At 57.0% G+C, this 21,184-nt stretch carries 19 protein-coding genes, 1 tRNA gene and 1 pseudogene; 10 read left to right on the top strand and 11 right to left on the bottom strand.

The genetic code is table 11. The features are described from left to right. The first annotated feature begins 93 nt into the window (after positions 1-93). From KHQ24_RS05770 to KHQ24_RS05750, 5 genes are read left to right on the top strand one after another with little or no spacing between them, the layout of a single operon-like run. Entirely contained in the window at positions 94-1,170 is a 1,077-nt protein-coding gene (locus KHQ24_RS05770) for a PTS fructose transporter subunit EIIC (protein WP_023317881.1), read from the top strand. 20 nt (positions 1,171-1,190) lie between these two features. Further along, positions 1,191-1,511, top strand: coding sequence for a PTS fructose-like transporter subunit IIB (locus tag KHQ24_RS05765; protein WP_004201463.1), 321 nt, complete (start codon positions 1,191-1,193; stop codon positions 1,509-1,511). A gap of 50 nt (positions 1,512-1,561) precedes the next feature. Next, positions 1,562-3,859, top strand: coding sequence for a formate C-acetyltransferase (locus KHQ24_RS05760; RefSeq protein WP_108450563.1), 2,298 nt, complete (start codon positions 1,562-1,564; stop codon positions 3,857-3,859). Then, positions 3,825-4,700 (top strand): [formate-C-acetyltransferase]-activating enzyme, encoded by an 876-nt coding sequence (locus tag KHQ24_RS05755; protein ID WP_211777157.1) that lies wholly within the window; start codon positions 3,825-3,827, stop codon positions 4,698-4,700. The genes KHQ24_RS05760 and KHQ24_RS05755 overlap by 35 nt, the downstream gene beginning before the upstream one ends. Before the next feature lie 15 nt (positions 4,701-4,715). Next, positions 4,716-5,057, top strand: coding sequence for a PTS fructose-like transporter subunit IIB (locus KHQ24_RS05750; RefSeq protein WP_004201460.1), 342 nt, complete (start codon positions 4,716-4,718; stop codon positions 5,055-5,057). Positions 5,058-5,070: 13 nt separating this feature from the next. On the opposite strand, the gene KHQ24_RS05745 is transcribed toward KHQ24_RS05750, so the two are convergent. Then, on the bottom strand, positions 5,071-5,838 hold the full coding sequence (locus KHQ24_RS05745) for a phytanoyl-CoA dioxygenase family protein (protein WP_017899475.1): 768 nt from the start codon (positions 5,836-5,838) through the stop codon (positions 5,071-5,073). Between the two features lie 261 nt (positions 5,839-6,099). Here KHQ24_RS05745 and KHQ24_RS05740 point away from each other — a divergent pair, with 261 nt between their 5' ends. Beyond that, complete coding sequence (locus tag KHQ24_RS05740; RefSeq protein ID WP_023317878.1) at positions 6,100-6,933, top strand: helix-turn-helix transcriptional regulator; 834 nt, start codon at positions 6,100-6,102, stop codon at positions 6,931-6,933. Positions 6,934-6,950: 17 nt separating this feature from the next. On the opposite strand, the gene KHQ24_RS05735 is transcribed toward KHQ24_RS05740, so the two are convergent. The 4 genes from KHQ24_RS05735 to KHQ24_RS05720 form a co-directional block, all read right to left on the bottom strand. Then, positions 6,951-7,850 (bottom strand): GGDEF domain-containing protein, encoded by a 900-nt coding sequence (locus KHQ24_RS05735; RefSeq protein WP_017899473.1) that lies wholly within the window; start codon positions 7,848-7,850, stop codon positions 6,951-6,953. A 244-nt stretch (positions 7,851-8,094) separates the two neighbouring features. After that, on the bottom strand, positions 8,095-9,123 hold the full coding sequence (locus KHQ24_RS05730; protein WP_004201455.1) for an ABC transporter ATP-binding protein: 1,029 nt from the start codon (positions 9,121-9,123) through the stop codon (positions 8,095-8,097). Position 9,124: 1 nt separating this feature from the next. Further along, positions 9,125-10,699, bottom strand: coding sequence for an ABC transporter permease (locus KHQ24_RS05725; RefSeq protein WP_023317876.1), 1,575 nt, complete (start codon positions 10,697-10,699; stop codon positions 9,125-9,127). A 21-nt stretch (positions 10,700-10,720) separates the two neighbouring features. Next, positions 10,721-11,737, bottom strand: coding sequence for an iron ABC transporter substrate-binding protein (locus tag KHQ24_RS05720; RefSeq protein ID WP_023317875.1), 1,017 nt, complete (start codon positions 11,735-11,737; stop codon positions 10,721-10,723). 400 nt (positions 11,738-12,137) lie between these two features. Between KHQ24_RS05720 and KHQ24_RS24385 the strand changes: the two are divergent. Both KHQ24_RS24385 and KHQ24_RS24380 read left to right on the top strand, forming a co-directional pair. Continuing rightward, a pseudogene (locus tag KHQ24_RS24385) lies at positions 12,138-12,749 on the top strand (CSS-motif domain-containing protein); the annotation flags it as partial. Between the two features lie 96 nt (positions 12,750-12,845). After that, positions 12,846-13,673, top strand: coding sequence for a cyclic diguanylate phosphodiesterase (locus KHQ24_RS24380; RefSeq protein WP_228297976.1), 828 nt, complete (start codon positions 12,846-12,848; stop codon positions 13,671-13,673). Between the two features lie 43 nt (positions 13,674-13,716). Here KHQ24_RS24380 and KHQ24_RS05710 read toward each other — a convergent pair whose 3' ends face one another. The 4 genes from KHQ24_RS05710 to KHQ24_RS05695 form a co-directional block, all read right to left on the bottom strand. After that, on the bottom strand, positions 13,717-14,058 hold the full coding sequence (locus KHQ24_RS05710) for an STAS domain-containing protein (protein WP_004201450.1): 342 nt from the start codon (positions 14,056-14,058) through the stop codon (positions 13,717-13,719). Between the two features lie 64 nt (positions 14,059-14,122). Then, positions 14,123-16,549, bottom strand: coding sequence for a glycogen/starch/alpha-glucan phosphorylase (locus KHQ24_RS05705; RefSeq protein WP_049093005.1), 2,427 nt, complete (start codon positions 16,547-16,549; stop codon positions 14,123-14,125). Between the two features lie 301 nt (positions 16,550-16,850). Continuing rightward, positions 16,851-16,938 (bottom strand) — tRNA-Ser (locus tag KHQ24_RS05700). Between the two features lie 119 nt (positions 16,939-17,057). After that, positions 17,058-18,710, bottom strand: coding sequence for an ABC transporter substrate-binding protein (locus KHQ24_RS05695; protein ID WP_048294450.1), 1,653 nt, complete (start codon positions 18,708-18,710; stop codon positions 17,058-17,060). Positions 18,711-18,978: 268 nt separating this feature from the next. Here KHQ24_RS05695 and yccA point away from each other — a divergent pair, with 268 nt between their 5' ends. Together yccA and tusE are read left to right on the top strand one after the other, a co-directional pair. Beyond that, entirely contained in the window at positions 18,979-19,638 is a 660-nt protein-coding gene (gene yccA / locus KHQ24_RS05690) for an FtsH protease modulator YccA (RefSeq protein ID WP_002898458.1), read from the top strand. An 87-nt stretch (positions 19,639-19,725) separates the two neighbouring features. Then, positions 19,726-20,055, top strand: coding sequence for a sulfurtransferase TusE (gene tusE, locus KHQ24_RS05685; RefSeq protein ID WP_004201447.1), 330 nt, complete (start codon positions 19,726-19,728; stop codon positions 20,053-20,055). Here the strand turns inward: tusE and yccX are convergent. Both yccX and KHQ24_RS05675 read right to left on the bottom strand, forming a co-directional pair. Continuing rightward, positions 20,052-20,333 carry an acylphosphatase gene (gene yccX, locus KHQ24_RS05680; protein ID WP_004201446.1) on the bottom strand — a complete coding sequence of 94 codons (282 nt, stop codon included), beginning with the start codon at positions 20,331-20,333 and terminating at the stop codon, positions 20,052-20,054. The two genes, tusE and yccX, sit on opposite strands and share 4 nt — an antisense overlap. Before the next feature lie 48 nt (positions 20,334-20,381). Next, positions 20,382-21,170 carry an AraC family transcriptional regulator gene (locus tag KHQ24_RS05675; protein WP_004201445.1) on the bottom strand — a complete coding sequence of 263 codons (789 nt, stop codon included), beginning with the start codon at positions 21,168-21,170 and terminating at the stop codon, positions 20,382-20,384. Between the last annotated feature and the right edge of the window lie 14 nt (positions 21,171-21,184).

The following is a 21,184-nucleotide window of genomic DNA, read 5'->3' as shown; positions in this document are numbered from 1 at the left end:
ATGCACTTTTTCTCTACTGTTTTATGCGGCGACCTTTTTCTAATGTTGAGCCATCAATACTGTCACGGGCCCTACAGCGCTCAGGAGCAAACAATGAACGAACTGGTGCAAATACTAAAAAATACCCGCCAGCATCTGATGACCGGCGTGTCACACATGATCCCCTTTGTGGTCTCCGGTGGGATCCTGCTGGCGGTGTCCGTCATGTTGTATGGCAAAGGCGCAGTTCCCGATGCCGCCACCGATCCCAACCTGAAGAAGCTGTTTGACATCGGGGTCGCCGGGCTAACGCTGATGGTCCCTTTTCTCGCCGCCTACATCGGGTACTCCATCGCTGACCGCGCCGCGCTGGCGCCCTGCGCCATCGGCGCCTGGGTGGGCAACAGCTTCGGCGCCGGCTTCTTCGGCGCGCTGATCGCCGGCATGATCGGCGGCCTGGTGGTCTACTACCTGAAAAAAATACCGGTCCACAAGGTGCTGCGCTCGGTGATGCCGATTTTCATTATTCCCATCATCGGCACCTTTATTACCGCCGGGATCATGATGTGGGGGCTCGGCGAACCGGTGGGCGCGCTAACCGCTAACCTGACCGGCTGGCTGCAGGGTATGCGTGAAGGCAGCATCGTGGTGCTGGCCATCATTATGGGCCTGATGCTGGCCTTTGATATGGGCGGCCCGGTGAACAAAGTGGCCTACGCCTTCATGTTGATCTGCGTCTCGCAGGGGGTCTACAGCGTGGTGGCTATCGCCGCCGTCGGCATCGCCGTGCCGCCGCTGGGGATGGGGTTGGCGACGCTGATCGGCCGTAAATATTTCACCGCCGAAGAGCGGGAAACCGGCAAAGCGGCGCTGGTGATGGGCTGCGTCGGGGTCACTGAAGGGGCGATTCCCTTTGCCGCTGCCGACCCGCTGCGCGTTATTCCGGCCAATATGATTGGCGCTGCCAGCGGCTGCGTCACCGCGGCGCTGTTGGGGGCCCAGTGTTACGCCGGCTGGGGCGGGCTCATCGTGCTGCCGGTGGTCCAGGGCAAACTCGGCTTTATCGCCGCGCTGTTGGTCGGTGCCTGCGTCAGCGCCGCCTGCGTCATTGTGCTGAAAGCGCTAGCTAAAAAGAAATCGTCTGACGCTAAAGCCGACGACGAATTAGATCTTGATTTCGAAATTAACTAACAGACTGGAAGGAACAGATTATGACCCACATTATCGCTGTCACCGCCTGCCCGTCGGGCGTGGCTCACACCTACATGGCCGCCGAGTCGCTGGAAAGCGCCGCCAAAGCCAAAGGCTGGCAGGTTAAAGTCGAAACCCAGGGCTCAATCGGCATTGAAAACGAACTGACCGCCGAAGAGATCGCCGCCGCCGATATGGTCATCCTGACCAAAGATATCGGTATCAAATTCGAAGAGCGTTTTGCCGGGAAAACTATCGTGCGCGTCAATATCAGCGATGCGGTCAAGCGCGCCGACGCCATCATGAACAAGATAGACAGCCATCTTTCTCAGCGTACCTGAAGCCTTACAAGGGGCGCCCTCGCGCCCTTCGCCACCACATGGAGTTTGTCATGACGAATCGTACTCAACGCCTGAAAGCCAGCCTGTTCGCCCAGCCGCGCGAAATCTCCCTGGAGCGCGCTCTGCTGTATACCGCCAGTCATCAGCAAACGGAGGGCGAACCGGTGATTATTCGCCGGGCGAAGGCCACCGCCTGGATCCTCGATAAGGTAGACATTTCGATTCGTGATGATGAACTGATTGCCGGCAACCGGACCATCAAACCGCGGGCAGGCATTATGTCGCCGGAGATGGATCCCTACTGGCTGCTCAACGAACTCGACGCCTTTCCGACCCGGCCGCAGGACCGCTTCGCGATAAGCGAAGAAGATAAGCAAATATACCGCGAAACGCTGTTCCCCTACTGGGAAAAGCGCTCAATGAAGGATTTTATCAACGGCCAGATGACCGACGAGGTCAAGGCCGCCGTCAGCACCCAGATATTCAGCGTGAACCAGACCGATAAGGGCCAGGGCCATATCATCATCGACTATCCGCGTCTGCTCAATCATGGCCTCGGGGCGCTGATGGCGGAGCTAAAAGCCCACTGCGAGCAGCAACCCGGGAACCACTTTTATCAGGCGGTGCTGATCCTGCTGGAAGCCTCCCGGCGCCATATTCTGCGCTACGCCGCGCTGGCCGAGGAGATGGCTGGGCACTGTCAGGACCCGCAGCGTCAGCAGGAGCTGTTAACCATCGCCGCTATTTCGCGCCACAACGCGGAGCACCGGCCAACGGACTTCCCCCAGGCCTGCCAGCTGTTCTGGTATATGAACATCATTCTGCAGTACGAATCCAACGCCAGCTCAATTTCACTGGGGCGTTTTGATCAGTATATGCTGCCGTTTTATCAGGCGTCGCTGAATGAGGGTCAGGATCCGGCGTATCTCAGGGAGCTCCTGGAGTCGCTGTGGGTGAAATGCAACGATATCGTGCTGCTGCGCTCCTCGAGCAGCGCGCGCTATTTCGCTGGTTTTCCCACCGGCTACACCGCTCTGCTCGGCGGACTGACGGAAACCGGACGCAGCGCGGTCAACGCGCTGTCGTTTTTATGCCTCGATGCCTATCAGAACGTGCAATTGCCGCAGCCGAATCTTGGCGTGCGGGTCAACGAGCTGATTGACCGCCCGTTCCTGCGTAAAACCGCTGAAACCATCCGCCTGGGCACCGGCATTCCACAGATTTTCAACGACGAGGTGGTGGTCCCCGCCTTCCTCAATCGCGGCGTGTCGCTGGAAGACGCCCGCGACTACGCGGTGGTCGGCTGCGTCGAGTTGTCGATCCCTGGCCGCACCTACGGCCTGCATGATATCGCCATGTTCAACTTGCTGAAGGTTATGGAACTGGTCCTGCAGGAAAATGAAGGGCAACCGGAGGTCAGCTGGGAAGGACTTATCAGTCAGATCCGTGACAAAATTCGTTATTACATCAAGCTGATGGTCGAGGGCAGCAATATCTGCGATATCGGCCATCGCGACTGGGCGCCGGTCCCCCTGCTCTCCTCGTTCATTGAAGATTGCGTCCGGCACGGCAAAGATATCACCGCCGGCGGCGCGCGCTATAACTTTTCCGGCGTCCAGGGCATCGGGATCGCCAACCTGAGCGATTCACTGCACGCCCTGAAGGGGATGGTTTTCGATCAGCAGCGTCTCAGTTTTGACCAACTGATGGCGGTCCTGAAGGCCAACTTCCGCACGCCGGAGGGGGAAAAGATCCGCGCCCGGTTGATTAACCGTTTTGAGAAGTACGGTAACGACATCGACGAAGTCGATAATATTAGCGCCGATCTGCTGCGCTTTTACTGCAAAGAGGTGGAGCAGTACCTGAACCCGCGCGGCGGCCATTTTACTCCCGGCTCCTATACCGTCTCGGCGCATGTGCCGCTGGGCTCGGTAGTGGGGGCTACCCCGGACGGGCGGCTGGCCGGCGAACAACTGGCGGACGGCGGCCTGTCGCCGATGGTCGGTCAGGATGCTCAGGGGCCGACGGCGGTGCTGAAATCGGTCAGCAAGCTGGATAACTATCTGCTGTCGAACGGTACGCTGCTTAACGTCAAATTCACCCCGGCAACGCTGGCCGGCGACGGCGGGCTGAACAAGCTGGCAGACTTTTTACAGGCTTTCTGCAAGCTCAAGCTGCAGCATATTCAGTTTAACGTGGTCAATGCCGACACCCTGCGTGAAGCGCAGCAGCGGCCGCAGGACTTTGCCGGCCTGGTGGTGCGCGTCGCGGGCTACAGCGCCTTCTTTGTTGAGCTGTCGAAGGAGATTCAGGATGACATCATCCGCCGCACCGCGCATCAGCTGTGAGGTGATGGAGACGCGCGCCGATCGGGCGCGTATTTTTAACCTGCAGCGCTACTCGCTCAACGATGGTCAGGGGATCCGCACGGTGGTCTTTTTCAAAGGCTGCCCCCACACCTGCCCGTGGTGCGCCAACCCGGAGTCAATGTCGCCGAAGATCCAGACCCTGCGCCGGCAGAGCAAATGTCTGGGCTGCACCCGCTGTCTGCAGGACGTCGCCGAGTGTCCCTCCGGGGCATGGGAGCAGATCGGTCGCGACGTGACGCTGGAGAAACTCCTTCAGGAGGTGCTCAAAGATGAAGTCTTCTTCCGCGCCTCCGGCGGCGGTGTCACCCTCTCCGGCGGGGAGGTGCTCCTGCAGGCCGGGTTTGCCGCCCGTTTTCTTCAGCGCCTGCGCCAGTGGGGGATCCGCACCGCCATCGAGACCGCCGGCGACGGCGCCTTTGACCGTTTGCTGCCGGTGGCTGAATCCAGCGACGAAGTGCTGTTTGATTTTAAAATCATGGATCCTGAGCTGGCGCGGTCGCTGCTGCGAATGAATCAGCTGCGGGTACTGGACAATTTTCGCCAGCTGGCGACAAGAAACATCAATCTGATCCCGCGGGTGCCGCTGATCCCGGGTTACACCATGAGCGTGGATAATTTTCGCCAGATACTGGCGTTTCTCGCGCCGTTCGCGCTAAAAGAAATGCACCTGTTGCCGTTTCATCAATATGGCGAGCCAAAATACCGTCTGCTGGGCAAACCCTGGACGCTGGCCAGCGTGAAAGCGCCTGGCGAAGCGGACATTCAACCTTATCGGATAATGGCCGAAGCGGCCGGATTCCACGTCACTATCGGCGGTTAACGCCAGGAGGATGTTATGGACTTCAATATTGTCGCCGTCACCGCCTGCGTCAGCGGGGTGGCGCACACCTATATGGCTGCCGAACGGCTGGAAAAGGTCGGTCATCATGAAAAATGGCACCTGAAGGTGGAAACCCAGGGCGCGCTCGGCGTTGAAAATCGCATTACCGCAGAAGATATCGCCCGCGCCGAAGTGGTGCTGCTGGTGACGGATATCGAAATTGACGACGCCCAGCGCTTTAGCGGCCTGCGGACGATTAAAACCAGCATCAAGAGCTTCCTGCTGCAGCCGCAGCAGATCGTCGAGGCCGTGAAAAGCATCATGAAAAAGCCGGTCGTCTATGTAGAACTTCCCTGACCGGCGACGAGTCTTACTCTACATCCAGCAGCCACTTTTGCGCTGGCGTCAGGCGGCTTGCCGTTTCCGGCGTCAGCCAGCGCCGCTGGTCCTGCTGCGGCGTATCCGCGCGATCGATATATAACCCATGCAGCACGCGTCGTCGGCTACCCTCACGATTACGGGTACCGCCGTGCCAGGCGTGGGCGTTGTAGATCATCACGCTGCCGGCCGGCGCAGCAAACACAATCTCGTCTGGGTGGGCCTGTTCCGGGTCGTCCAAGACTTCTTCCGGCAACTCCGGCCGCAGGTGGGTTCCAGGGATAATCCGCGGCGCGCCGTTAGCGGCGCTTAAATCGTCTATCGCCCAGATGGTATTCACCAGGTGGACTTTGGGAAAATCCGGGCGCGGCTTTTTCCAGTCGGCGTGCAGCGGCTGGTGACCGCCGTTATACAGCGCCTCACGCGCATTAAGGCTGGAGACTTTAAAATCACCGTTGAAGATATAGCGGCAGGCGGAGAGGATCAGCGGGTGGGACCAGACTTTCTCCCAGATAACCCCCTTATTCACCAGGTTGGCGATCCGCGTCGCAGTCGCTTCCTGATGGTGTTCCATCGCCAGATTGTCGCCTTCACGCTCAACCAGGGTATCAATTAGCCGGCGCATTTCGCTCAGCCACTGGGCGTCAACGACGTTATGCACGACGGTGTAGCCGAGGGTGTCGAGTTCATGTTTCATTTGCGCACTAAGCGCCTGACTGGCGCCTAACGCATCGAGAAAACTAGCCGATGGTGAGTTCATTTTGCGTTCCTTTTTAACGTTCCGATAACACAAACAAACTCTACTGGTCCATTCGCGGCATGACAGGAGGCGAGCGCTACGAAAAACTGGACATACGTACGCGAGCCACCGAAGTGTGATGGGCATCAACAATCTCCTCTCCGGCGATGCATGCGCGGCGCCTGGCAGGGAATTCGCTGCGCAAATTGACGAAACAAACGCTGTCTGGGGATAAAAAATAGATTACCATCAACAGGATAATGCGCATGCTGAGGGCAAAGAATGATTGAAGATCTGCCAGATATTCTGCATCGGTTAATCAGTCAAAAAGATCATTTACAGGTGAGATTTCCTGAGCCGGATATCTCCGTCCCTGCCCTCGCCCTCAACGTGCCGTTTCCGCGTCTGGAAATAGTGCTGGAGGGCCAGCTCAGTGAACAGGGGCTGCCACTGGCCGCCTCGACGTTAACCACTTTACAGGTGCTGTACGTGCAGGCGGGAAAATGGACGCTGCCGCAGTGGACCGGCCCGGCCACCACCCTGAGTATTCTGTTTGGTCGACAGAAGCTGGGGTTCAGTATTCAGCGCTGGGACGGGAAAAGCCTGCACACGGAAAAGCAAAGCGTTGCCCGCCTTGGACCGCGCGTGGGCTCTTACCTGTTGCTGAGCCTGAACGAAGTCAGCCTGCAGCCCGATCCGCTGACCGCGCGGTTGGTGGTCGCCGCGCTGCTGAGTCACTGTCGCGAACAGCTGGTTGGGCTGGAAATGCGCGTCAGTCGCAGCCGGGATCTGTTTCTCGCCGTTCAGGACTACCTCGAGGAAAATCTTAGCCTGCCGCTGACGCGGGAATCGGTGGCCAGACGTTTTCACATCACGCCCAACTATCTTTCGCATATTTTTCAGAAATCAGGCTCGGTGGGATTTAACGAATATCTGACCCGGGTGCGTCTGGAAAAGGCAAAACAGCTGCTGCGCGGCTACGACCTGAAGGTGAAAGAGATCGCCCATAACTGCGGCTTTGTCGACAGCAACTATTTTTGCCGGGTCTTCAAACGCTACACCGAGCGTTCGCCGTCAGAGTATCGGCGACACTGCCGCAGCGCGCAGCAGACCTAACCTGCCGTGTCGGAATATTACGCCCACTCCACGCGCCCACGCCCGTTGTGCTTGGCCTTGTACAGTGCCTCGTCGACTTTGCGGATAAACGTCTCCTGCGCTTCGCCCGGCCGCCAGGTTCCCACGCCAATGCTGATCGACAGCGGCGCCTGATGATTGATCAGGATGGTGCGGGCATTGTCGAGGATCGACTGCGCCAGGGCGTGCAGTTCAGGCTCCGACAGGCCATCGACGATAATGGCAAACTCTTCCCCACCAATACGCGCCGGCAGGACCTGCTCGCTGGTCAGTTTCGCCAGCTGTTTCCCCAGGGAAAATAACACTTCATCCCCCACCAGGTGGCCCCAGGTATCATTGATTTTCTTGAAAAAATCGATATCCAGAATCATGAGCCCCAGCGCATGCCCGGACTTTTCGCGAATGGTATCGATGAAAAAACGGCGATTGGGCAACTGAGTGAGCTCGTCCTTCAGTGATTGCGAGCGCGCATCAACGTACAATAGGTTGATGCGCTCAATAATTTTGTAGACGCCCACCACGGTCAGCAGCATCCCGGAGAGGCGCAGCAGATCTTCGCAGTAATAACCCATCCAGCGCGGCTGAACCACTATCTCATCCATCACATCGAACGTGCCGCCAGCAATCCACAGCAGCAGCCCATAGCGCACCCAGTTGACGGCGATATGGCTCATCCGCACCTTTGCTGAGCTCCACAGCATAAACACCAGAAACAGCAGCGCCAGCAAATCGATATAGAGCCCGGGGTTGGCCAGGATCTCACGCCACGTGCCGATCGGCGGCGACACCAGCGCACAGCCGACAGCGACGGCGACGATGACCAGCAGCGCAGGCAGCAACGTACCCCGCGCCAAAGCGGACGGAATGGAGCGATTCGCAGGAGTATGGCATTCAGGCATAACGATGTCTCACGGTAACAACAGGGCCGATCGCGGGACAGGATAGCAGTTAAGCGCAGCGGGACGAATGAAAAAGCGACGCGCCGACAAAACGGCGGTGAGGTAGACTGACCCCGCGGAATTGTTCCAACGTACTACCACTCCATGGCGACGAGGTCAGTGGCGCGGATACTATCGGCTTAATCCGTCAGTTGATTAGCTTTCCGTGCGGCGCCACCGATATCCGGCGGCGCCTGCTCAGAGATTAGCCGCTGAACACGCGCGCCTTGCCGCTGACCGTCAGTCGCACCGTCGCGCCTGGCTGCCACGCCGGCTGGCTTACGGTTCGCAGAACAATCGGCCGATCGTGCCCGGACATCGACAGCGTCAGCGTGGAGAGCTGGCCGGAGAAATCAACATCGCGGATGGTGGCAGTACTTTCCTGTGGTCCGCTCACGCTGACGCTCAGCTGCTCCGGACGCAACATCACCTTACCTTCACCAGCAGGATGCGCTGCGTCTGTCGCCAGGTCGCCCAGCGCGCAGCTGGCCCGCCCGGGGCTCAGCCGTGCGGGGAGGATCAGGGCATCGCCGAGAAACAACGCTGTCTCTTCGTCCACCGGCTGCGAGTAAACCGCCAGCGGGGTACCCACCTGGGCGAAACGTCCCTGGCGCATCACCGCCACCTGTGTGGCGAACGACAGCGCTTCGGTCTGGTCATGAGTCACCAGAATCGAGGCGATGCCGGTCTCCGCCAGCAGATCGGCGGTCGCTTTGCGTGTGCTGGCGCGCAGTCCTGTGTCCAGGGCAGAAAAGGGCTCATCGAGCAGCATCAGCGCCGGCTGCTGGGCCAGGGCGCGAGCCAGGGCCACACGCTGCTGCTGGCCGCCGGAGATCTCATGCGGCCAGTGGCGCGCCAGGCTATGGTCAAGGGCGACCATCTCCATCAGTGCGCCCACCCGGCGACGTTTTTCCTCGCGGCTGGCGTCCAGCCCCCAGGCGATATTGTCCGCGACATTGAGGTGAGGAAATAGCGCCCCCTCCTGCGGAACGTAGCCGATCCGTCGCTGGTGGGCAGGAACAAACACGCCCTCGGCAAACAGAGGCGCGCCGTGCATCACGATGCGTCCGCTGTCGGGCGTTTCGAAACCGGCAAGGATGCGCAGCAGCGTGGTTTTTCCCGAACCCGACGGACCCACAATTGCCGTCCGGCTACCCGGAGCCACCTGAAGATGAATATTATCGAGGACCTGCGCATCGGCGAAGGATTTCGAAACAGAAGACAATTCCAGCATGTTACAACCCTGCCATTTTTTTCGACTGCATATAGAGAACCGCCGTCAGCGGCAGCGAAATGATGATCATCAACAGCGCGTAGGGCGCCGCCGCCACATAGTCGATCTCGCTGGTTAACGCCCAGAAGCCGGTCGACAACGTGCGGGTGCCTAACGGCGAGAGCAGCAGCGTGGCGGTAAGCTCATTGCTGACGCCAAGGAAAACCAGCGCGGCGCCGGCGGCCGCCCCCGGGGCGGCTAGTCGCATGGTGATACTCCACAGGGCGCGGGCCGGGCTGCGTCCGAGACTGCGGGCGACGTTTTCCAGCTCCACCGGCGCCTGGGCGATACCGGCGCGCAGGTTAATCAGCGCCCGCGGCATAAACATTAACAAATAGGCCAGAAACAGCGTCACTTCGGTCTGGTACACCGGACGGGCATAGTGGATGGTGACGGTGACCAGCGCCAGCGCGGTCACAATGCCGGGCAGCGAACTGGTGATGTAATTACACCCCTCCAGCAGGCGGAACAGCGGACGCGGATAGCGCACGCCGAGCCAGGCGATGGGGATCGCGCAGACCGTCGTCAGCAGCGCCCCGCCCGCCCCCAGCAACAGAGTCTGGCGCAGGGAATGCCACAGATCGGCATGTAGCCAGTTATCGATACCGCCCAGCCACAGCCAGCGCCCCAGGACCAGCAACGGCACCCCCATCGCCAGCAGCACCAGCAGCAGAAGCAGCAGCTGCGCGCCGAAGGCGGCCCCTTTCCCCAGCACCAGGCGCTTCTGCTCGCGCGCCGCCCCGGCGCCGATACGCGCATAGCGCGCTTTACCACGCGAAGCGCTCTCCAGCAGCAGGATCGCCAGACAGCACAGAGCCAGCACGCCCGCCAGCATATTGGCGGCCGGACCGCTGAAGGTCGACTGGAACTGATCGTAAATGGCGGTAGTGAAAGTATCGAAGCGGATCATCACATACAGACCATATTCCGCCAGCAGATGCAGGGCCACCAGCAGCGCACCGCCGCAGACGGCCAGCCGCAGCTGCGGAAGCACCACCCGGAAAAACACTTTCCACGGCGGCGTGCCCAGCGACGCGGCGACATCCTCAAGGGTGGGATCGAGTCGGCGCAGCACGGCCGCCACCGGCATATAGATAAACGGATAGTAGGCCAGCACCGAGAGAAACACCCCAGCGCCCAGGCCATGCAGCGAGGGCACAGCGCTGATCCAAGCGTAGCTCTGGACAAAGGCCGGAATGGCCAGCGGGGCTACCGCCAGCGCCGACCACAGCTGCCGCCCGGCAAGCGCGGTACGTTCCGTCAGCCAGGCCAGCGTCACGCCAAGCACAATGCTGATGGGGACAGTCAGCACCGTCAGCCACAGGGTATTGCTGAGCAGTTCGCCTACCCGCGGGCGAAAGACCAGCGCTTTGATTGTCGGCCAGCCGGTATCGAATCCGACCGCCACCACAAACCCTAACGGCAACAGCGCCAGCAATGAAAACAGGAGCGCTAAGGCAACCATCGGAAATGCAGGACGCCTGCGCTCAGGCAGGCGTCCTGTTTTCTTTCCGAGCGACAGACTCAGAACAGACATAGCAACATCACTTCCTCAGGATCAGAGCAGGCCAGCCTGCGTCATCAGTTCAATGACCTTTTTACTGTTCAGCGAGGAAGGTTCCACCTTCGGGGCATCCAGATCTTTCAGCGGGGTCAGTTTCGGGTTAGAGGCCGCGTCTACCCCCACCGCATATTCGAAGGCGTTATTGGTGCGCAGCGCATCCTGTCCCTGCTTACCGGTGATCCATTTAATAAAGGCCTGCGCCTGTGCTTTATGTTTGCTGGAGGCCAGCACGCCGCCGCCGGAAATGCTGACGAAGGCCCCCGGATCCTGGTGTTTGAAGTAATACAGTTGGGTGTTTTTGCTGTTCTCGCCGGTTTTTGACTGGTCAACGAAGCGATAGTAATGATAGATCACTCCGCCGTCGATCTGCCCGGCGTTGACCGCTTTCATCACCGTGCTGTTGCCTTTATAGGCGACAAAGTTGGTTTTCATCGCCTTCAGCCAGTCGAGGGTCGCCTGCTCACCCTTCAGCGCCAGCATCGCGCTGACGATAGCCTGGAAATCAGCCCCCGATGGCGAAGCCGCCCAGCGGCCCTTCCACTCCGGTTTTGCCAGATCCATCAGCGAGTGCGGCAGCTGCGCCTCGCTGATTTTTGCCGGGTTATAGACGAACACGGTGCTACGCGCGGCGATGCCAATCCAGCGACCGTGCTGAGGGCGATATTGTGCCGGAACCTGCTGCAGGGTGGCCGCATCCAGCGGGGCAAAAAGTTTGGCGTTATCAACCAGCACCATCGACGGTGAGTTCTCGGTCAGAAACACATCAGCTGGCGACGCGGCGCCTTCCTGAACCAGCTGATTACCCAGCTCGCTGTCATCGCCATTGCGCAGCGTGACTTTAATACCAGTCTCTTTCGTAAATCCATCCACCCACGACTTCACCAGATTTTCGTGTTGGGCGTTGTAGACCACAATCCCGTCCTGACCGTCAGCCGCCATCCCCTGCGGCGCCAGAAACAGAGAAGCGGCAACCAGCGCTGCCGTACAGAGGGGCGATAAGCGAGATTTCATGAACGCATCCTTAATGAACCAGGGAAATTAATGGTAAATAGCCTGAGCGGAGAGGATTAAATCACAGCAAAAAAAGAATGATAATGAAAACAATTATCATAAACTTAAAAAAGCAAAAAATAGCGCAAGCACGCCACTACGGACTGGAAAATGCTAATAACCAGCCGGCCCAGAAAAATATATTAAGAAAACATTAATTTTTTATTTTTATTACCGGCAGAAGAGGTACGTAGCGTCAACGCGATATAACCGGCCTTTGTCGGCAGGTATTGTGATAGCGATCATATTTTTATGATGCACCGTCATCGCGGAAGTTATCTCCCTTCTACGATCATAGAAAAGCCTTTACTGCCAGAGAGATGGTTCACTTTATGCACAAACACCATTGCATGCCCAACAAATGAAAGAGATAAAGCGACGAAACGCATGGATTGCCTTTTCCCTGGCGCTGGTGGTATTTCTGGCTGGCGTGTTCGTAATAAACTGGCAACTGTGGCATTCCGATCAGGCCTCGCATGTCGCCACCGCCCGTCAGGCGGCAAAGAAAATCGCCGTTATTCTGGATGAGGCCCGCGCAGCAACGATGACGGCGATGAACGTTAGCCGCGGCGGTTGCTCCGTGCAGGGCCAGTTTCAGCTCGGGACCGAGGCCGCCCTGCAGCCGCATCTGCGCACAATTGTGCTGGTAAAACAGGGCCAGGTGTGGTGCTCGTCGCTGCCGGGCAATCGGGTACTGATGCTCCATCCTGAGTCTTTACCCGATGAGCCACTGCAGCTGATGCCCGCCAGAATGATGGTGAATAAGCGGCCAGTGCTGATCTATCACACTCGTTCGGCGCAGGTAAGAGTCATTGTCAGCATCAGCGATATCCATTTGCGCGATGCCTTGTATAGCGATGAGGATAACGGCGGGCTGGCGCTTTTGGTTCACAATCAAATGATTGCCAGATATGGCGATGTGAAGCCACTCAACGCTGGTCCGAACCATGATATTTTTAGCTCACCAGACTATCCATTTCACATTGCCTATCCTGAGTCGCCTTTTTTTAGCCCCAGCCGCTTATTTCATAATGGGTCCGGGCTGCTGATTTTTATTTTCTCTGTTTCGTTGCTGTTTTATTTTCTGTTGCGCAAATACCTCAATGTCTATACCTCAGAAGAGGAGAGGCTGCGCTACGCCATCGCTCAGGGCGCTATCGTTCCCTACTATCAACCGCTGGTGAACGGGAAAACCGGAGAGATCTATGGCGTGGAAATCCTTGCCCGCTGGCCAAACACCACGGCGCAGTGGCGTTCGCCCGGTGAATTTATTCCGCTGGCCGAGCGTACCGGCTTGATTATCCCACTCACTTGTAGCCTGATGGCGCAGGTCGCCGCCCAGATGAGGCCGATCTTCAGTAAGCTGCCGGACGGGTTTCATATCGGCGTCAATATCAGCGCATCACATATCAACGCCCCGTCGTTTATCGATGACTGCCTGCACTTTCAGCGCGGCTTTGAGGGCACAGCGGTGAAGCTGATGCTGGAGATCACCGAACAGGAGCCGCTGTTGCTCAACGAGGCGGTTGTCGACAAGCTCAACGCATTACACTCCCGCGGGTTTTCCATCGCGCTGGACGACTTTGGCACCGGCTATTCCGGGCTTTCCTATCTGCATGAGCTGGTTTTCGACTATATCAAAATCGATCAGAGTTTTGTCGGCCGGGTGACTGACGAGGCGCCGTCAAGCAAACTGCTGGACTGCGTGATAGAGATGGCGCGGACGCTGTCACTGCGCATCATTGCCGAGGGCGTCGAAACTCAGGCTCAGCTTGAGTATCTCAATCGCCAGAATATTCATCTACTGCAGGGCTACTTTTTCTGGAAGCCGATGCCCTACGTCGCGCTGGTGATGCTTCTGCTGAGCAAACCAAAGGCGCGGATTATCGAAGAATGAACGGGCGATCGATAATCCGCGGCCTTCCAGGCCTGCCTGAGCGTCATTTCGCAGTCAACAGGTTCAGTGCATCCTGACGAGTCTCTTTAATCGAAAAGACGCGATCCATGCGGGTGAGCTTGAACAGGTTTTGGATTGTCCCATTGACTGAGCAGAGCACCAGCTCTCCCTGCCCACTGACGCTCTTGAGAATGGATACCAGGGCGCCCAGGCAGCTACTGTCGATGAAATCGACGTGGCTCAGGTCCAGCACCAGGTTTTTCGTCTGACCGTCAAGAGCCTCAAGAACCTGCTGCTTAAACGCTGATGCGACGGAAGCATCCAGCCGGCGAACCAGGGGGACAATGACCTTGACGCCCTGCTCAGTATGTAATTCAACGTTCATGTTCATCCTCAATGTTGGCTGATAACCGTCGACGCGTCCCTGCTCTGTTCGGCATGTGTTCTCTTTAGCACCTGATACCCCAAATATCCCTGGCGTAGCCGCGGATGGTTCGGTCGCTGGAAAATTCCCCCATCCGGCAAATATTGAGCAAGGCCCGGCGGTGCCACTGATCCGGCTGTTCAAAATCGGCCATTGCCTGCCGTTGCACCAGACAATAACTGTCGAAATCCAGCAGATGGCAGTAATGATCGGCCCCTGTCAGCATCTGATGCAGCGGCGCAAACAGCTCGCGATCGGCTGAAAACAGCCCGGACACCAGGCTATCGACAACACGCGCGATAGCCGGGTTGTCATGATAGAACCCATGATGCCGCCCAAGGCGTCGGCTCTCTTCAATCTCTTCCGCCACCGCGCCAAACAGATAAAAATTCTCGCTCCCCACCGCCTCGCGGATTTCGATGTTCGCCCCATCATAGGTGCCAATAGTTAACGCCCCGTTCATGGCAAACTTCATATTGCTGGTGCCGGACGCCTCGGTGCCGGCGGTGGAAATTTGCTCAGAGAGATCCGTGGCGGGAATGATTTTTTCCGCCAGCGAGACTTTATAATCTTCGAGGAATACCACTTTAAGCTGCCCGGCAACCTGCGGGTCACTGTTAATTTTTCGGGCAACGGTATTAATCAACTGAATAATCAGCTTTGCCATCCGATAGCCTGGCGCCGCTTTACCCGCAAACAGATGCACCTTTGGCGCGATAGTACGCCCGTTCTCTTTGATATCCAGATACAGCGCGATCACGTGCAGAATATTGAGCAACTGGCGCTTGTATTCATGAATACGTTTGACCTGACAGTCAAACATCGCCAGCGGATCCAGCGCGATGCCGTAGCGTTGAGCCACCAGCTCGCTGAGTGCGGTTTTATTGGCAAATTTTATGGCCCGGATACGCTCAATCACGGCTGGCTCGCTGGCCAGATCTTCCAGGCGGGAAAGCAGGGGTAAATCAGTTGGCCACCCTTCCCCGAGTTGTTGCTGTAAAAATTCTGCCAGGCCCGGGTTAGCCTGCTGCACCCAACGACGCGGCGTGACGCCGTTGGTCTGATTAATGAATTTCTCCGGGGTCATAAAATAGAAGTCGGGCACCAACTGTTTTTTGACCAGTTCCGAATGCAGCCACGCTACTCCGTTGACGCGGTGGCTACCGACAATGGCCAGATTAGCCATGCGAATTTGCTTATCGTGATGCTCGTCAATTAAAGACAGTGAAGATAACAGATGAGGTTTATCCGGCCAGCGCCGGGCTACTTCTTCAAGGAAACGATGGTTAATCTCAAAGATAATCTGCAAATGACGCGGCAGTAGTTTCTCAAACAACGACACCGGCCAGGTCTCCAGCGCTTCCGGCATCAGCGTATGATTGGTATAGGCGCAGGTATTTTGCGTTATCTCCCACGCCTGCTCCCATGGCAGTCGGTATTCATCGACCAGGATCCGCATCAGCTCCACCACCGCTAATGCCGGATGGGTGTCATTAAGCTGAATAGCCACATGCTGCGCTAGCAAAGTAATGTCGTCATTAACCTCGGCATAGTCACGAAAAATATCCCGTAGCGTACAGGCCACCAAAAAATACTCCTGCGTCAGACGCAGCTCTTTTCCGGTCAGGACCTCATCGGAAGGATAGAGTATTTTTGAAATATTCTCCGAGGCGATTTTCTCACTTACTGCCTTAATATAATCCCCGCGATTAAAAATATGGATATTAAAGGAGTCAGAGGCCACCGCGCTGTAAAGGCGCAGCGTGTTAGTTGATGTATCCCGGTAGCCGGAAACAAAATAATCATGGGGAATACCGATGATGGTTTTCCAACCGAGCCACATCGGATTGTAGTTGCCATCAATATCTTCGCTGTGCTCAATATATCCCCCCAGCGGGATCAGAATTTGCTGAGCGTGATGCTCCACCAGCCATGGGGAATGCATGGAGTGCCAGTCATCAGGATGCTCGACCTGCTGATCGTTTTGAAAGGACTGGCGAAAAAGCCCATATTCGTATTTGATGCCATGCCCGGATGCAGCAATATCAAGGGTGGCCATCGAGTCGATAAAGCAAGCGGCTAAACGGCCTAACCCGCCGTTACCCAGCGCGGCGTCAGGCTCCTCGTCAAGGATCAGTTCAAGATCAAACCCCAGGTCATTGACCACCAGGCGCATCTCGTCCAGTAAATTCATATTCACCAGGTTATTACGCAGCGACTGGCCGAGTAAAAATTCCATCGACAGGTAGTAAACGCGCTTTTTTCGCTCTTCGCGCTGCCGCGCCTGGCTCGTCAGAAAATGGTCCTGCTGAAAATGACGAATGGCTAGCGCCACCGCGTTAAAAATATCGCCATTTGTCGCTTTATTTAAGCTAACACACAGCGTGTATTTTAATTTCTGTTCAACCAACGCCCGTAATGCTTTGATATCTTGCGGGTTAATGACAGGCATGCTGACCTCACTGGTCTCTGTTTCTGCGAAAGCACCATGGCAGGTAAATCATCGTTTTCCAAGTATAGACGAAGATATTTTGCACCAGGTTTTTTATTCCTGAGCACCATTTCCGTTTATAATGTGAGACTGAATAATTAAAATAACAACAATTTGAAATGGATTAATCGTCACATTTTCACCAGCGATAACGCTGCAGGCAGGGTGGGTTTGCGCAGTCGTGACGTGAAGATGACGCGCCGTCAGAACGGCCAGGGGAAAAGTAAAAAGGGGTTACCTTTCGGTAACCCCTTCTTTTATATGGCGGAAGCGCAGAGATTCGAACTCTGGAACCCTTTCGGGTCGCCGGTTTTCAAGACCGGTGCCTTCAACCGCTCGGCCACACTTCCGGTGTGAGGCGCACTATAAACACCTCGGCGGATGCTGTAAAGCACCATTTTGTTCAACTGCCTTAAAAACAAACAATTTTGTGTTATTCGTCTGAATTTCAGGCAGTTCGCGCAGAAAATCAGCGCCCGTCGCCGCTAGCGGATGGGTGTTTTTTAATGTACATGTCTTTGGTGTAGTAATACCCCAGCTTATCCGGCGTGAAGCCTCCCACCCAGGGTTTCACTAAATGGGTACGCACATAGTGATAGACCGGAATGGCGGGAACATCCTGCGCCAGCAGATCTTCCGCCTGTTGATAGTATTTGCCCCGGCTCGCCACGTCGGAGGCTTTCGCCGCATTGCGCAGCGCCTCATCGTAAGTCGGGTTGCTGTACTGACTGGTGTTCTCGCTATCCCCGGTACGGAAAGTGTTGAGGAAGGTGGCGGCATCGTCGTAGTCGGCGGTCCAGGCATAGCGGACAGCGTCAAAGTTATGCGTATGCATGGTATCCAGCATCGTCTTCCACTCCTGGTTCTGCAGCTTCACCTCGACGCCGAGGTTTTTCTTCCACATAGAGCTGGCGGCGATGGCGATACGCTGGTGCGACTCATAGGTGTTATACAGCAGGGTAAAGACCAATGGGTGACTGTCATCATACCCCGCCTGCGCCAGCAGTTTTTTCGCCTCGGCAATCCGCTTCTCGCGCGGCCAGCTGGCGTAATCCGGGTTGTGCAGCGTCACACCGCCGATATCCGGCTGGCTGATCACCCAGGCCGGGCGCTGCCCCTGGCCAAGTACTTTTCCGGCAATGATATCTTTATCAAGCGCCATATTCAGCGCGCGACGCACTCGGGCGTCGTTAAACGGCGGCCGGGTAGTATTGAATTCGTAGTAATAGGTCGCCAGCTGCGGCGAAACGTCCAGCTGGTCGCCCATGGTTTTCTGCAACTGCGCAAACTGATTGATCGGCACCGTATAAACAATATCGATCTCCCCCGCTTTGTAGCGGTTGACATCGGCAGCCTCGGAAGAGATGGGCAGGTAAGTCACTTTATTAATAACGGTGTGCGCATTATCCCAGTACTTCGCATTACGTTCAGCCACCAACCGCTCATTCACCACCCATTGGGTCAGCTTATACGGGCCGCTGGTAACGATATGCTCTGGGCGGGTCCATTTATCGGCAAAACGCTCCACCAGCACTTTGTCGATCGGTACCAGCGAAGGGTGCGCCAGCATCGCCAGGAAGGCGGCATTCGGCTGGTTCAGAGTGACCTGCAGCGTGGTGTCGTCCAGCGCTTTCACCCCCAGCGTCTCCGGTCCCTTTTGCCCCAGGGCAATTTCACGGGCGTTGGCGATATGCATATTGCCGGGATAGCTCGCATAGGGGGAGGCGGTGGTTGGCGAGACCAGCCGTTGCCAGCTCCAGACGATATCCTGCGCCGTGATGGCCGTGCCGTCGGACCAGGTCAGACCAGGGCGTAAATGGAAGGTCCATAACAGGTTGTCCTTGTTTTCCCAGCGTTCCGCCAGTCGGGGCTGGATCGCCCCCGCAGGCGTCACGCTGACCAGCCCTTCAAAGAGATCGCTAATGATGTTGAATTCAATGTCGCTCTCGACTTTATGCGGATCGAGTGAGGCAGGTTCACTGCCGTTATTTCTGACCAGTTCCTGCTTTTCTGCCAGCTGAGTCCCCGGCGGCACCTGCGCCGCCTGCGCCCCGCCGAACATTGCTATCATACTTACGGCCAGGAGCGTTCGCGTGATGTGATTGTTTTTATGTAATGTCATTTCCCTTTGCCTTTAACGTACGGAGTTATTCCCCCTTCCACACTTAGTCGCAGAATTTCAATAAAGCAATATTTTTCAGCAACCTATAAGATTTCGATCGGCTCACCGAAGCGAAACGCGAAAACATATCGCTTTTTCCAATCCATGTAGAATTTTATGCTAGTCAAACGCGGCAAAAACTAAGTAAAGATGGGTAAAAGCATTAGGGCTTCACGCTTGTTTTTCTTATTCTTTATACCTAATTACATCTGTCATAAGAGAGTGACTCATGGATCGCATAATTACATCATCGCGTGACCGTTCCTCGCTGCTCAGCACGCACAAGGTTCTGCGTAACACTTACTTCCTGCTCAGCCTGACGCTGGCGTTTTCCGCCATCACCGCTACCGCCAGCACGGTGCTGATGCTGCCTTCCCCGGGGCTGATTTTGACCCTCGTGGGGATGTACGGTCTGATGTTCCTGACCTATAAAACGGCGAATAAGCCCACCGGGATTATTTCCGCCTTCGCTTTCACCGGCTTTCTCGGCTATATCCTTGGGCCGATGCTGAACGCGTACCTTTCTGCCGGCATGGGCGATTTAATCGGCCTGGCGCTGGGCGGTACGGCGCTGGTCTTCTTCTGCTGCTCGGCCTACGTGCTGACGACGCGCAAAGACATGTCTTTCCTCGGCGGTATGCTGATGGCCGGCGTCGTGGTGGTGCTGATTGGTATGGTCGCTAACCTGTTCCTGCAGCTGCCGGCGCTGCACCTGGCGATTAGCGCGGTGTTCATCCTGATCTCTTCGGGCGCCATCCTGTTCGAGACCAGCAACATCATCCGCGGTGGTGAAACCAACTACATTCGCGCCACGGTCAGCCTGTATGTCTCGCTGTACAACATCTTTGTCAGCCTGCTGAGCATCCTGGGCTTCGCCAGCCGGGACTAACCGCTCCCCTGCTACCAGAGGCCTCGCTTATGCGGGGCCTTTTTTTTTGCTACACTGCGGCCAATTTCAGGCGGTATGTGAAAAATTATGTTTATTTTTGAAGGCAACGAAATTGAGACGGATAGCGAAGGCTATCTGAAGGATACTACCCAGTGGAGCGAGGCGATGGCCGACGTTATCGCCGCACAGGAAGGGATAACGCTCGCCGTTGAGCACTGGGAAGTGGTGCGCTTTGTGCGCGAGTTTTACCTTGAATTCAACACATCACCGGCGATCCGCATGCTGGTCAAGGCGATGGCCAACAAGTTTGGTGAAGAGAAAGGCAACAGCCGCTATCTCTATCGCCTGTTCCCGAAAGGCCCCGCCAAACAGGCGACCAAAATCGCCGGGCTGCCGAAGCCGGTGAAGTGCATCTAATAGAGGATCGCGAATTTGTCCCAGCTGCGGGTGGGTTGATGGGGTTCAGTCAACACCCGGTCAACCCGCGCGCTGCGCGGCCCGCCGGCTTTCAGCCAGGCGATGAGTTTCTCCACCTGCTCCGCCTCGCCGCAGGCAAGGACTTCTACGCCGCCGTCGTCCAGATTACGGGCATAGCCGGTCAACCCCAGCTGCAGCGCTTCCCGCTGCGTGGAATAGCGAAACCCTACGCCCTGAACGGAACCGTATACCCATGCCATGGTGCAGATACTGGCCATTAACCTCTCCTTTTGACTTACCCTTTACGCTGAGGATAGCAAATTCGCTCAGCGTACGTGCTTTGGTAGTAAACCATAGTGCTGGCGAAAGCGCGCGGTAAAGCGCGATCCCGACTGATATCCGCTGTTCTGCGCGATTTCGCCTATTGGCCGCGAGGTGGTCTGCAGCTGTCCCAGGGCGTGGGCCATCCGCACCTCCTCGACGATCTGGCGAAAACTCTGCGATTCCTGCTGCAGACGACGGCGCAGCGTGGACTCTCCGAGAAAGAGCATTTTCGCCACCCGCGACACGCTCCATGCCTGCGCCGGCGATAGCATGACCAGCTGCCGAACCTGCGCCGACAGATCCTGCTGCCGCTCGACGAGCAGCGGGCCGGCATACCCCGCCTCGTGGAGCGCCAGCAGCAGGCCCATGGTCTGGTGCTGCTGCAAAGCAGTGGATAATCCTTCCCGCACCGCCTGCAGAACGCTTTGCCACATAAAAGCCAGCTCACTGGTCACCGGGGCGCAGAGCGAAGTCAGACGCCCCGGTGGTTTTTCGCTGAGATAGCGGGTCTTAAACGCCGTCAGCAGCTCAGGCGTCAGCGACAGCAGATCGGAGCAAAAGAGGCCGTTGTCCGGCTGGTTAATCACTTCCAGCTCAACGTCAGCCGGCAACACAATCAGCTGTTGCGGTGTCGCCAGCACACGGCTCTCCCCTTGCACAATCACTTTGCTGCCGCGTTTCACCCGACAGAGCGCCGGGGAAAACAGACGCACGCGGTGCAGCCTGCACAGCCGTCGGGTGGTAATCTCCGCGGCGGTCAGGGCGTTATGCTGAAAATGGATACTCTCCATCAGACCGACCTTTT

It is taken from the genome of Klebsiella sp. 54, from assembly GCF_018223875.1.
In the GTDB taxonomy this organism is placed as follows: domain Bacteria; phylum Pseudomonadota; class Gammaproteobacteria; order Enterobacterales; family Enterobacteriaceae; genus Klebsiella; species Klebsiella quasipneumoniae.
The sequence above is the reverse complement of the archived record's forward strand: the minus strand, read 5'-3'. Positions and strand labels throughout refer to the sequence as shown.